We start from the raw sequence: 12,492 nt of genomic DNA, 5'->3' as shown, positions 1-12,492 counted from the left end.
CTTCCGTCAAGGACTGATGCGGCGAAGTAGGCGGTGTCCTCGATCCGGCGCACGTCACCGACTACACGCTGTCGCGTGCGGTGAGGTCGATCGGCATGACGAGGGTGATCAGGTCACCGTCGCCGGCAGAGCGGACCGTGACCGGCTGATCGGGAGCACGCAGGTCGAGCAGGAGGTCGTCGCCGATGGTGGCACTCACGGCGGGATACAGGGTGGTGAGGGCGAAACCCACCGTCATCGGCGGGCCATGCACGGTCGCGGGGAGGACCGTCCTGGGCGCGTAACCGTCGAGCACGGGGGCCACCGACAGGGTCGAGTCTCGGACGATCACCGTGACGTGTGCGGCATCGAGGGTTTCCAGGGTTCGGCGGAAGGCCATTCCCGACACGATCGCCGAGGTTACCGGATTCTGCAGTCCGGACAGCATCAGCCGGTAGTCGGGGTACGGATCTGTTGACGTCCGGCAATGCACGTGGCTGTCGCCGCAGGTGAAGATCACGCGGGATGCCGATTGCTCGATCGTGAGAGCCGGATCGTCGCGAGTTGCGCTTGCAGGTCGTCGACCAACAGCGTCGCGGCCCAATCGGTGTCCCCGGCCGCCGAAGCCGCCAGCGTACGGATCGCCATTCGGACACGATCGGTGGCGACGAGCGTCAAGGTTCCGGTCGTGCAGTCCGACTCGATCCGAACGGTGTTGAGTATCGAGTGGTCCCGGTCATCGACGGTCGCCGTCAGAACCTGATCGACGGCCGCGGCCAGCACCGGCCCACACACCGAGACCGGAGTTCCGCGACGAACCCCGACAAGGTCTGCGACGATGCCGGCGCCACGGGCGCGGGCCAGAGCGGTATCGTCGGAAAGCTGCCTGAGGTGATCGTCGACCAGTTGCGCGGCCTCGACCGGACCGGCATCGAGGATCTGGGCGGCGGCGCTGAGCGGAGTGCCGATCTCGCGGAGCCGGCGCAGCAGCCGTGCCCGCCCTACCTGTGCGGGCGCGTACCGCCGATACCCCGACGTTCCGTCGATATCGGCAGGAGGCAGCAGTCCGGAGTCCGCATAGAAGCGCAGGGCACTCGCCGTCAATCCGGTCAGACCGGCGAACTCACCGATACTCATGAACCGCGGGTCAGATGTCGTCATGGGCATATCGTTCGTCATGGGCATATCGTCCGGTCTCAACCAACGAGAAGGTCAAGCCGACCGGCACGGAACCCCATCCATCCGGAACCGGGGTGTCGACATCCGGCAGCCGGGTTCCGAACCGATGGCGTCGGTCGGCGGGTGACACGGGCCGCAGCGGCAGGCAATAGGGTGGCGGGTATGGGTGTTATCTATCTCGTCCGACACGGCCAGGCCGATCCGAGTGCGTATGGCCTGGGTGCCGAACCCGAGGGCGGGGCGCCGGTCGGGAGCCTCACCGACACCGGGGTGATGCAGGCAAAGCTGTCCGGGGCGTTGCTGTCGTCGCTGGTGTCGAAGGTCGATGCCGCGTTCACCGGGACATTGCCACGTCAGCGGCAGACGCTGGCCGCCGTGCTCGAGCAGTTTCCCGGCGCACCGGCCGCGGTGGTGGAGTCAGGCTGGGACGAGTACGAGATCCCTGATCTGACGGGCGAGGCGACGATGGACGACTTCCGGGACGGCGCCGCCTACCAGAAGATCATCGACGCGCGACTCGGTGACTGGATAGCGGGCACCCTGGCGTTGCCCGAGGGCAGCACCCATGAGTCGTACGCGGCGTACCGGGAACGGATCCGTGGCGCAGCACGCACCGCGGCCGCCGAGGCCGGGTCGGGGAAGACCGTGCTGGTCGCGTCGTCGGCCGGCACCATCACGGCGCTGATCGCCGAGCTGTGGCAGGTGCCCGACGCCCGCTGGCCGGTGCTGGCGCGGACGATGGTGAACGCGTCGGTGACCAAGCTGATCTCGGGCCGCAGCGGCCTGTCGGTGGTGTCGTTCAACGAACACGCCCACCTCGCCGACCTCGACGGTGGCGTCACCACCTTCCGGTAGTGAGACCAGCCAGATCCCCTGGATTACTCTCATTGGTGAGACTATCATCGATGAGAGTATCACGGAGGTGAGATGTGTTCGTCGGTCGGCAAACACAGTTGGCGCGGCTGAACACGCTGCTGCGGCACGTACGGGAGGACGAAGACGCCAAACCAGGCAAGGCGCTGCTCATCCGAGGTCGACGCCGCGTCGGAAAATCCCGGCTTGTCGAAGAGTTCGTCGACCGCATCGACGTACCTCACTTGTTCTTCGCAGCAACGGGACGGCCGGTCCGGGACGAGTTGCGACTGTTCGCCGAAGAAGTCGCGGCGTCGAACCTGCCCGGTGCCGCGGTCTTCAACGGTGTCCACATCTCGAACTGGGATGCCGCGCTCCGACTCCTCGCCACGACCCTCCCCGACGACGGCAGCGTCGTCGTCCTCGATGAACTCCCCTACCTGGTCGCCGCCGACAACGGGTTCGAAGGAACCCTCCAACGGGCGTTCGACCGCGAATTGGCCCGCAAACACGTTCTGCTGATCGGCATCGGCTCCGACCTGGCGATGATGGAAGCACTCAACGAGTACGGTCGGCCCTTCCACCAGCGGGCGACCGAGATGGTTGTCCCACCGCTGACTCCCGCCGAAGTGGCGGGGCTCCTCGACCTGCCGGCCGCAGACGCCTTCGACGCGCAGCTGATCACAGGAGGGCTCCCCCTGATCTGCAACGAATGGCCCGTCGGCATGCCGTTGATGGACTACCTCCAACAGGCCGTGGGTGATCCGACTTCCGCGCTGCTCGTCTCCGGCGAACGATCACTCGCAGCCGAGTTCCCGTCCGATGTGCAGGCACGCACCGTCCTGCAGGCGATCGGTAGCGGTGAACGCACTTTCGCCAACATCGGTCGTGCCGCCGGCGACATCCCGCAAGGATCACTCAACCGGTCGCTCACCGCGTTGATGGCCAAAAGGATTGTCGCGGCAGACAAACCGCTGTCGACAAAACCAGCGTCGAAGGACAAGCGATACCGTATCGCCGATCCCTATCTCCGCTTCTGGCTTTCCTTCCTCGGCCCCCACCTCGACGAGATCGAGCGCGGCCGGGGCGACCGGGTCCACTCACGCATCCGCGCGTCCTGGACGTCGTGGCGTGGACGTGCGATCGAACCCATCATCCGCGAGGCGGTGGAGCGGCTGGCGCCACCGGTCATTCTCGATGAGCACAAGGTGCCCGGCGTGGTGGGCGGCTACTGGACACGCACCAACAACCCGGAGATCGACATCGTGGTCGGCGACCGAGCCCCGAACACCAAGCACGTCATCGCTCTCGGCTCCATCAAATGGCTGGAGAACGCCCCCTTCGACCACCACGACCTCGGCACCCTACAGGCCCACCGCACCCAGATTCCCGGCGCTGCCGTCGACACCCCGCTCATCGCGGTCGCACGGTCCGGCACCGCCGTCGACGGGGTCGTCCATCTCACGCCGGAAAACCTGATCACCGCCTACGAGCCATAGCCCCTTAGGGAATGTCCCCGTAGCTACCCGAGCTGCCGCAGCCCCGCAGCGATGAATTCGCCGGTGACCTCGGCGGCGCGTTCTGCGCCGTCACCCGACGACGCCCCGGCCAGTGCTCGGTGGGTGATGCCCTCGGCGATCACACCGAGCTTCAGGTTGGCCAGGGCCAGGTAGAAGTCCCAGTCTCCCAGGTCGATTCCGGCGAGTTCGGCGTAGCGCGAGGCGATGGCGTCGGCCGACGGGTAGCGCTCGCTCGTCCAGGCCGCGGCGAATCCGAGGACACTGTCGAAGACGGGTGTGCGGTAGACGCACATCAGTGCGATGTCGGTGATCGGGTCGCCGAGTGTGGACATCTCCCAATCCACCACAGCTCGAACGACTCCTGGGTCACCCTTGGCCAGGATGGTGTTGTCGACGCGGAAGTCGCCGTGCACGATGGCGTGTCGCGACTGCGCGGGCACCCGCTCGGACAGCGCCGCCACCAGCCTGTCGACGTCGGCGAGTTCACGGGTCTTCACATGCCCCCACTGCCGCGCCCACAACTTCACCTGACGGCCCGCGAAACCTTCCGGCCTACCGAAGGATTCGAGACCGACGGAGGCGTAGTCGACGGCGTGCAACGAGATCAGCGTCGAGATCAGCGCGTCGCAGTTACGGGTGACATCCTCGTCGGAGAGCGCGTCGAGATCCTCGCCCGAACGCACCACCAGACCGTCGACGTATTCGACGACGGTGAACGGCGCCCCGAGCACCTCGCCGTCGGTGTCGACGGCGACGGTCGCGGCCACCGGCACATCGGTGCCCTGCAGCGCGTGGGTGACCGCCCACTCACGGTTCATATCGTGCGCCGACGGGGTGAGACCGCCGGTCGGCGGACGGCGTACAACCCAGTGCGATCGTCCGTCGGACACACCGAAGGTCAGATTCGACTTGCCACCGCTGATCAGGTCGACGGTCAGCTCACCGGCGACCTCGACACCCTGGTCGAGGAGGAACGCACGCAGTTTGTCCGCGTCGAGTGCCGGATGACTCATGCCCCGGCCCCCTTCGCCTGCTGCGCCTTGCGCCAGCGTCCGACGGCGCGCCGGGCGATGGCCCAGCGATGCACCTCGGACGGGCCGTCGTAGATGCGGAACGGCCGCAGTTCGGCCTGCAGCCGGGCCAGCGGCAGTTCCTCGGACACCCCGAGCCCGCCACACATCTGGATGCTGCGGTCGACGATGCGCAGGTATGCCTCGGCGGCAAAGGTTTTGGCGATCGAGGTCTCGTCGGAGGCGTGTCCGCCCGCGTCGAGCTCGTGGCAGGCCCTGATCAGCAGTGCCCGCGCGGCGGCCAAGTCGATCTCGTTGTCGGCGATCATCTGCTGGATCATGCCGAGGTCGGCGAGTTTGCCGCCGAAACCCTCGCGCTGCGCCACGTAGTCGACGGCCACGTCCTGGCAGCGCACCGCCGAACCCATCCAGCGCATCACGTGCGTCATGCGAGCGGGTCCGAGCCGCACCTGCGCGTATCGGTAGCCCTCGTCGACCTCACCGAGGATGTCCTCGTCGGGCACGAACACGTCGCGGAAGCTGACCTCGCAGTGGCCGCCGATCATCGCCTTGTCGGTGGTGTGAATGTGGCGTTCCACAGTGATTCCGGGGGTGTCGCCGGGCGCGAGGAACATGGTGGCGCCGCCACGGTCGCCGGGCGATCCGGCGGTACGGGCCATGATGATGAAGAATCCGGCGCCGTCGGCTCCGGTGATGAATCGTTTGTCGCCGTTGATCTTCCAGCCGCCATCGACCTTGACCGCCTGGGTACGCAGGGCGTTGGGATCGGATCCGGCCCCCGGCGAGGGTTCGGTCATCGCGAATGCCGACCGCACGATGCCACGCGCGAGCGGTTCCAGGTAGGCGGTGCGCTGGCGGTCGTCGGCGACGTGGGCGAGCATGTGCACGTTACCCTCGTCGGGTGCGCCGATGTGCAGGGCCACCGGCCCGAATGTCGAGTATCCGGCGGCCTCGAAGACCGGCGCCCGGTCGGACATGTTCAGTCCGAGTCCACCGAATTCGATAGGGGCGTGGGGGGCGAATACCCCCGCTTCGCGAGCGGCGTCACCCAGCCGTCGGCGCAGGTCGTCGCCGCCGGCCGCGGTGATGTCACCGTGAAACTCGTTCTCGATTGGCAAAACATGTTCGCGCACAAAGGTTGTCGTCTTATCGACGAGCTCGGTGACGGACGTGTCGTAAGTCAGGTCTACAGGCAACGGACTTCTCCTGGTACGGCATCCTACCGAGCGATCGCTCGGTAACGGTTACACCATGCCAGCCCGGTGCGGTCGCCGTCAACGAGTCGGGTGATCTCCTGTGTACTCCACCAGGCAGCGCGCCATGTGCAGATTGCGCCGGATCAACTCGTCCGCATCCACCTCGCCGTCGACGTTGAACCAGGTGGACACCCCCACGCACATGGTCGCCACGGCACGCGCGGCGTCCTTGGGGAATGCCGTGGCAAAGTCACCGGACTCGACACCGGCGAACACGATCTGATCGACCATCCGCTGCTGGCGGTCCCGATGCGCCACGTACGTCGGCTTGTAGTCGGCGTCGAGGCTGCGGATCTCGGTGGACCCGACGAACGCCTGCGCCTGCCGGTACATGTGGAATCGCAGCAATGATTCGACGACGGCGTCGAATCGGTCGACGGGCCGCTTCCCCGCCTCTGCGATGGCCTGCTCCGAACGCGTGAGCAGGTCGCTCATCGTTCGCTCGAGGAGCCCCTGCAGCAGCGACTGCTTGGACGGATAGTGGTGATACAGCCCGGGCACCGACAGGTTGGCGCGCGCGGCGATCTCCCGCACCGACGTACCGTGGTAGCCGTGCTCGGCGAAGGTGTCGAGCGCGGCCGCCAACGGCACAGGAAGCTCGGCCGTGCCGTAGTCGCGCCAACCCCCGGGTACGGGCGTCACGGCGTCGTGGTCGTCGGTGTTCGGCTCACCAACCGCGCTGCTCATGGGTACCAACATAGCCGCAGGCGCTCCCCGACCGAACACTAGCTCCGTGAGCGCAGCCACACCCCTATAGCTATTGATAGTCATTATCATTTACTCTGGACCGTATGAAGGTACGCAACTCGATCCGCTCCATGAAGAACAAGCCGGGCGCACAGGTCGTCCGCCGGCGTGGCCGGCTGTACGTGATCAACAAGAAGGAGCCCCGGTTCAAAACCCGCCAAGGGTAGTGGGCGCATCGGCGTCGAGGTCCGTAACGCGGGTGTGGCCGGACAGCCCCAGCGTCAGATCGAGTTCGGCAATGATGTTGGCCATATCGGCCAAATCCGGGCCGGGTTCCCGTGACGGGGATCTACTCGTAACACCCCTGCTTCTCGAATACCTGAATAAATGCCTGGCGTTGACGTCCATCCGGGGCTTTGAACGACTCGTCCTGCCAGTAGAGGGTAAGACATCCGCCGGCCGCGATCCGTTCGGCCCCCATCGGCAACACATATCGGGCCATACCGGCCAGCTCACTGTACGGTTTGGGCGCGATCTGCTGTGCGACCGGCAGCAACCCCGAATCGCGGACCAGCACTGTCTGCGAGTAGGTCAGCACCGTGACGTGGTCCCATTTGATGTAACTCCACTCGGTCAGCCGGCCCGAGGAATCATAGCTGGGCAACATGTACCTGTCGGAGAGAATCGTCGGGAACGGGTCGGCTTTGGTCGGCTTCGGGGTTGTGCTCTCCTTGTCATAATTCGACACGGCCACGTGGAACGGAACTCCCGATCCGGATGGCTCGGTCGGTTCGGCCGAAGCCGGCACCCCTGAAGAGGCAAACACACCTGCCACAAATACCGTTGCTACGCCGACGATTCCCCATCGACGCAATCTTGCGATGCTCACCACGCACGTCCTCTCGTCCGCGGCCGGATACGACGGGTACGCACCTCATTCCCGCGATCAACAAACTGCATCTCCGGCATCATTCAACATTCCATAGTTCCAGTAAACTACGTGGAATATTTACCCCTTGGGGCGACGATAGTTGCGTAACCATACAAACGTGGATTCGCCGAGACCCCTATTTCACACCGCCGGTCAGGACAGTCCTGCTGTCATCGGCAGAGCTCGTGGCTGCCGCGCGAGGCGGATTCTCCGGCACCGGTGACCACCAGGCCGGGTTCATCGCGCAGCGGGTGTTCGATCTCGTCACGCCACAGCCGGGCCGCCACGTAGAACACCACGACGCACGGCACCGGCAGCAGACCGGCCAGTATGAATGTCGCCGTGTATCCGATCGCGTGGCTGACCGGGGCCACAACGGCCATCGACACCGGCATCAGCGCGATCGACACGAAGAAGTCCAGGCTCGCCACCCGGCCCAGCAAATGCGGCGGCACCCGGCGCTGCAGCAGCGTCCCCCAGATCACCATCGGGCCGTCGAACAGCACGCCGAGGACGAACGCCGTGACGACGAACATCCAGGTACGGTCGGCGAAGGCCATGGCGACCAACGGCACACTCGAGATTCCCCAGATACCGAGCATCAGCGTCAGGTATCGGCGCGGCATCGGGATCGACGCGAAGGTCAGCGACGCCACCGCGGCGCCGGCCCCGAATCCCATCAGCACCAGCGAATGATCACCGGCGTCGCCGCCCGCGCGGTCCCGTAATGCGAACGGCACCAGCACCTCAATCGGACCCATCGTCGCCAGCACCAGGATGGTGGCGAAGAACAGCGTCGCCCACAGCCACGGGGTGCGCCACATGTACGCGACACCTTCGGCGATGTCGGCGACCACGCCCCTCACCCCTGACCGGCCGGTGCTCTCCGCCGGTTCATGCCGCCGGGCCACCGGCCCCATCGCCATGTAACACCACCCCGACAGCGCCGACGCGACACCGGCGAGGACGATCGCCTGCCCCGGTGCGGCCAGACCGATGACCAGGCCGGCGATCATCGGGCCCGCCGCCTGATTGAACACCGGCCGCATAAACCCTTCCACACCGTTCGCGGCCTGCAGGTGGGCGGCCTCGACGACATTCGGCAGCATCGCCGAGTACGCCGGGTAGTACATGCCGGTGGTGATGCCGCAGAGCAGCGCCACGACCAGCAGATGCCAGTACGTGAGTACCCCGGCCATCGACGCCACCCCGATCGAGGCGAACGCGACGAGTTTGACGAGCTCCAGAGCAATCGTGATGAACCGCTGCGACACCCTGTCGGCGAGCACCCCACCCGCCAGGCTCGACACCAGCATGCCGACGGCGGTGGTCCCCGATACCAGCGACACCTCACCGGGACCACCCCCGAGGTCGATGACCTGCCAGACCGCGGCGATCAGCCAGATACCGTCGCCGAACAGTGCGAGCATCAGACCCGCGGCCAGCCACCGGTATTGCCGCATCCCGAACGGGCGCAGCATCCTGGGCAGTTCGGCCTGCGATGTCATCCGTCGAGGATGCGCGCTCCCCGCCCATCGGCGCCAATGATTTTTCGGCCTGCTTAGCTACCCCGCCAACGGACAATCTCGGCTCACGGGGTTTCGAGGCTCGTCGCTAACGCTCCTCACACCTCAACCGGCAGTGAGGCGGCCACGTCGCCGGTCGATGCGCGAGCTTACGGCCCGAAACCCTTTCCCCACCTGTCGAGATGCGAGCTCGCGAGCCTCGAAACCTGGTGAGCCGACACTGTCAGCTCGCCTGGCGCCCCGTCTTCGGCTCCTGCCCCGAGGCCCGGTTCTTCACCGAGGCACGCAGCGCGGCAAGCAGATCGGCGACCTCCGAATCATCGTCGGACCCCGGCTCTTCGGTCTCCGGGAACGCCTCGCCACCTTCGGATCTCGCCTCGATGAGTTTGCTCAGTTCGATCTGGTACTTGTCCTCGAACCGGCTCGGGTCGAAGTCGGTGGCCATCGACTCGATGAGAGAGGCCGCCATCTCCAATTCCTGCGGCCGCAATTCCACCTCGGTGTCGAGAAACGTGAATTCGGGTGGACGCACCTCGTCGGGCCAGAGCAGGGTCTGTAGCGTCATCACGCCGTCGATGATCCGCACCACCGCCAGCCGGGTGCGATTGCGCAGGGTGAACTCGGCGACGGCCAGGCGGTCGGTCTGTTCGAGCGCCCGTGCCAGCAGCGTGTACGCCTTCGGCGATTTCGACGCCGGTTCGAGGTAGTACGGTTTGTCGAAGTAGATGGGGTCGACCTGTTCGCGCGGGACGAACTCCAGGATGGATATCTCCGGTGAACGATTCACCGGCAGCGTCGCCAGATCATCCTTGGTGACGATCACCGTCTCGCCGGAGTCGGCCTCGTAGGCGTTGGCGATTTTCGCGTAGTCGACCTCGGTGTCGGTGCCCTCGCGGACGCGGCGGTACCGGATGCGTGTGCCGTCGGCGGAGTCGACCTGATGCGATGTGCGATCGTGGCTTTCCGTGGCCGAGTACACCTTGACCGGAACATTCACCAGGCCAAAGCTGAGATCGCCCTTCCAGATCGAGCGCATGTGGGCCATTGTGCCACCGAAGTCAAGAGGCCGCGGTCCTATACGGTCGACCGGGAAAGCGCACAATGGACACATGGCGGGCGACACCCTCGACATCGACGGCCGCACGATCGCTGTCACCAACCTGTCCAAAGTTCTGTATCCGCCGGTCGGCGCCGACACCGCCGGTACCCGCAAATTCGAGGTCATCGACTACTACAACCGCATCGCCGATGTCATGCTGCCGCATATCCGGGGCCGCATCATCACCCGCAAACGCCGGCCCGGCGGTGTCGGGGCGAGCGGAGCGACGGGAAATGCCGGGGCGAGCGGAGCGACGGGAAATGCCGGGGCGAGCGGAGCGACGGGGAATACCCGTTCGGCCGCGTTCTTCGAAAAGCATCTCCCCGAGAGTGCCCCCGCGTGGCTGCCGCGGTACACCGTCGAACACAGCGGCCGCCACATCACCTACCCGCTGGCGGACGACCGCGCCGCGCTGGTGTGGCTGGCGCAGATGGCGGCGCTCGAACTGCACGTTCCGCAGTGGCGCGTGCCGGTGGACGGCGGGCCGGTCACCGCATCGCGGCTCGTGCTCGACCTCGATCCCGGACCGGGGGTGCCGCTGCACGAATGCGCGCAGGTCGCGCTGCAGATCCGGCAGATGCTCGACGCCGCGGGACTGCGTTCGTTTCCGGTGACCAGCGGCGGCAAAGGAATCCACGTGTACGCCCGGTTCGACCGCCCGGTGTCGCCCGACTCGGCGCGCAAGGTGGCCAAACAGATCGCGACAGCTCTGGCGTCGGCGTACCCCGAGACAATCACCGCGTCGATGGCCAAGTCCGTGCGCGAACGTCGGGTATTCATCGACTGGAGCCAGAACAGTGCCGCCAAGACGACGCTCGCCCCGTATTCGCTGCGGGGCCGGGAGCGGCCGTGGGCGGCGGCGCCGCGCACCTGGGACGAACTCGCCGAACCCGACCTGCGGCAGTTGCTGTACACGGAGATCCTGGAGCGGGTCGCCGCGTCGGGGGATCTGTTGTCGGGGCTCGATGACCCGTCGCCGCCGGCATCGTCGTCGTACCAGGAGCCGGGCCTCGTCGCCGACCTGTCGGAGTACCGGAGCAAACGCGACGAGGCCAGGACACCCGAACCGTTCGGTGACGACGAGCACCGCCGATCCACGCGAGCCGGGCCGGTCTTCGTCATCCAGGAGCATCACGCGCGCCGCCCGCACTACGACTTCCGCCTCGAACACGACGGGGTACTGGTGTCGTGGGCGATACCGAAGAATCTGCCGACCGATCACGATCAGAACCGGCTGGCGGTGCGAACCGAGGACCATCCGCTCGACTACGCCGACTTCGCCGGCGACATTCCGGCCGGGGAGTACGGCGGCGGACACGTGGAGATCTGGGACACCGGAACCTACGAGCTGGAGAAGTGGCGGGACGAGGAGATCATCGTCCGGTTGCGGGGACGCCGGACCCAGGGCCGATATGTGCTGATCAAGACCGGCGAACGCAACTGGCTGGCACATCTGATGCACGACGAACCGCGCCCCCTCACCGCCGACCTGCGGCATCCCCGGCCGATGCTGGCCGTCGACGAACCGATCGACGGCCTCGACGCACGGGACTGGGCGTTCGAGGGCAAATGGGACGGCTACCGCGTGCTGGTGCGTTCGGGGGGCGGCGAGTACCGGTTGTCGTCGCGGTCGGGACTGGACCTGACCGCCGATTTTCCGGAGTTGCGCGGCATCGTCGACGAACTCGGCCTGCTTGACGTGATACTCGACGGCGAGGTGGTGGCGATCGACTCGTCGGGCCGCACCGATTTCACCATCCTGGCATCCCGCGGCACCACCGCCGAACCGTACCGGCTGCGGCTGCTGCTGTTCGACATCCTGTACTTGAACGGCACGTCACTGCTGGAAGTGCCCTGGTCACAGCGCCGTGCCCTGCTCGACGAACTCACCCCGCTGTTCCGGTCGTCACCGTACACCGAGGTGCCCGCGCTGCTGGAGGGGTCCGGGGCAGACGCCATCGCGCACAGCCGCGAGCACAACTACGAAGGTGTCGTGGCCAAGCTGCGCAGTTCGGTCTACCAGCAGGGACGCCGCTCCACCCAGTGGCGCAAGCACAAGAACTGGAACGACATCGAGGTGGTGATCGGCGGATGGCGGCCCGGCCGCGGCAACCGTTCGGGCACCCTCGGCTCGCTGCTGCTGGGTCTGCCGGAGGAGACCGGCCTACGGTACGTCGGCAGGGTGGGGACAGGTTTCACCGACGCCCAGCTGCGGGCACTCGCCGAGGAACTGCAACCGCTGCGGATCCGGATGTGCCCGTTCATCGACAACATCGACCGGCCGGTCGCGTCGACGGCCACGTGGGTGCTGCCCACACTGGTCGGCGAGGTGCGGTTCATGGACTGGACCTCGACCGGGCATCTGCGGCACCCGAGCTGGCGGGGAATCCGGCGCGACAAGCTGCCCGGCGACCTGTAGCGGACGGCGGCGG

Annotated in this window: 12 protein-coding genes; 4 read left to right on the top strand and 8 right to left on the bottom strand. The window is 66.4% G+C overall.

Annotated features, from left to right (window positions below; all coding sequences use genetic code 11):
* Positions 1-61 precede the first annotated feature (61 nt).
* Together GII31_RS01350 and GII31_RS01345 are read right to left on the bottom strand one after the other, a co-directional pair.
* Positions 62-499 (bottom strand): hypothetical protein, encoded by a 438-nt coding sequence (locus GII31_RS01350; protein WP_213246094.1) that lies wholly within the window; start codon positions 497-499, stop codon positions 62-64.
* Positions 496-1,140, bottom strand: a complete 645-nt coding sequence (locus GII31_RS01345; RefSeq protein WP_213246092.1) for a MerR family transcriptional regulator — start codon at positions 1,138-1,140, stop codon at positions 496-498. Before GII31_RS01345 ends, GII31_RS01350 begins: the two co-directional genes overlap by 4 nt.
* Before the next feature lie 180 nt (positions 1,141-1,320).
* Here GII31_RS01345 and GII31_RS01340 point away from each other — a divergent pair, with 180 nt between their 5' ends.
* Positions 1,321-2,013 (top strand): histidine phosphatase family protein, encoded by a 693-nt coding sequence (locus GII31_RS01340; RefSeq protein WP_213246090.1) that lies wholly within the window; start codon positions 1,321-1,323, stop codon positions 2,011-2,013.
* A 74-nt stretch (positions 2,014-2,087) separates the two neighbouring features.
* A complete protein-coding gene (locus GII31_RS01335; RefSeq protein ID WP_213246087.1) occupies positions 2,088-3,509 on the top strand; it encodes an ATP-binding protein in 1,422 nt (473 codons plus the stop codon).
* A 23-nt stretch (positions 3,510-3,532) separates the two neighbouring features.
* Here GII31_RS01335 and GII31_RS01330 read toward each other — a convergent pair whose 3' ends face one another.
* The 3 genes from GII31_RS01330 to GII31_RS01320 form a co-directional block, all read right to left on the bottom strand.
* Entirely contained in the window at positions 3,533-4,543 is a 1,011-nt protein-coding gene (locus GII31_RS01330; RefSeq protein WP_213246085.1) for a phosphotransferase family protein, read from the bottom strand.
* Entirely contained in the window at positions 4,540-5,757 is a 1,218-nt protein-coding gene (locus GII31_RS01325; protein WP_213246083.1) for an acyl-CoA dehydrogenase family protein, read from the bottom strand. The genes GII31_RS01330 and GII31_RS01325 overlap by 4 nt, the downstream gene beginning before the upstream one ends.
* Positions 5,758-5,835: 78 nt before the next feature.
* On the bottom strand, positions 5,836-6,504 hold the full coding sequence (locus GII31_RS01320) for a TetR/AcrR family transcriptional regulator (RefSeq protein WP_213246081.1): 669 nt from the start codon (positions 6,502-6,504) through the stop codon (positions 5,836-5,838).
* Positions 6,505-6,608: 104 nt separating this feature from the next.
* Here GII31_RS01320 and ykgO point away from each other — a divergent pair, with 104 nt between their 5' ends.
* Entirely contained in the window at positions 6,609-6,731 is a 123-nt protein-coding gene (gene ykgO / locus GII31_RS01315) for a type B 50S ribosomal protein L36 (protein WP_213246079.1), read from the top strand.
* 122 nt (positions 6,732-6,853) lie between these two features.
* Here the strand turns inward: ykgO and GII31_RS01310 are convergent, their stop codons facing one another.
* The 3 genes from GII31_RS01310 to ku all read right to left on the bottom strand — a co-directional run bounded on the left by GII31_RS01310 (position 6,854) and on the right by ku (position 9,997).
* Entirely contained in the window at positions 6,854-7,258 is a 405-nt protein-coding gene (locus tag GII31_RS01310; protein WP_213246077.1) for a hypothetical protein, read from the bottom strand.
* A gap of 347 nt (positions 7,259-7,605) precedes the next feature.
* Positions 7,606-8,943 (bottom strand): MFS transporter, encoded by a 1,338-nt coding sequence (locus GII31_RS01305; protein WP_213246075.1) that lies wholly within the window; start codon positions 8,941-8,943, stop codon positions 7,606-7,608.
* 241 nt (positions 8,944-9,184) lie between these two features.
* On the bottom strand, positions 9,185-9,997 hold the full coding sequence (gene ku / locus GII31_RS01300; protein ID WP_213246072.1) for a non-homologous end joining protein Ku: 813 nt from the start codon (positions 9,995-9,997) through the stop codon (positions 9,185-9,187).
* 73 nt (positions 9,998-10,070) lie between these two features.
* On the opposite strand from ku, the gene GII31_RS01295 reads away from it, so the two are divergent.
* Positions 10,071-12,479 (top strand): ATP-dependent DNA ligase, encoded by a 2,409-nt coding sequence (locus tag GII31_RS01295; RefSeq protein ID WP_213246070.1) that lies wholly within the window; start codon positions 10,071-10,073, stop codon positions 12,477-12,479.
* Positions 12,480-12,492: the final 13 nt, after the last annotated feature.

It is taken from the genome of Gordonia pseudamarae, from assembly GCF_025273675.1.
Classification (GTDB): Bacteria; Actinomycetota; Actinomycetes; order Mycobacteriales; family Mycobacteriaceae; genus Gordonia; species Gordonia pseudamarae.
Note: the sequence above shows the minus strand (reverse complement) of the source record. Positions and strands in the feature narration are given on the sequence as shown.

Bases quoted from the DNA above. Each gene is read 5' to 3' on its own strand.
- GII31_RS01345 (WP_213246092.1), bottom strand. From the start codon at position 1,140: ATGACGACATCTGACCCGCGGTTCATGAGTATCGGTGAGTTCGCCGGT.
- GII31_RS01340 (WP_213246090.1), top strand. From the start codon at position 1,321: ATGGGTGTTATCTATCTCGTCCGACACGGCCAGGCCGATCCGAGTGCG.
- GII31_RS01330 (WP_213246085.1), bottom strand. From the start codon at position 4,543: ATGAGTCATCCGGCACTCGACGCGGACAAACTGCGTGCGTTCCTCCTC.
- GII31_RS01320 (WP_213246081.1), bottom strand. From the start codon at position 6,504: ATGAGCAGCGCGGTTGGTGAGCCGAACACCGACGACCACGACGCCGTG.
- ykgO (WP_213246079.1), top strand. From the start codon at position 6,609: ATGAAGGTACGCAACTCGATCCGCTCCATGAAGAACAAGCCGGGCGCA.
- GII31_RS01305 (WP_213246075.1), bottom strand. From the start codon at position 8,943: ATGACATCGCAGGCCGAACTGCCCAGGATGCTGCGCCCGTTCGGGATG.
- ku (WP_213246072.1), bottom strand. From the start codon at position 9,997: ATGCGCTCGATCTGGAAGGGCGATCTCAGCTTTGGCCTGGTGAATGTT.
- GII31_RS01295 (WP_213246070.1), top strand. From the start codon at position 10,071: ATGGCGGGCGACACCCTCGACATCGACGGCCGCACGATCGCTGTCACC.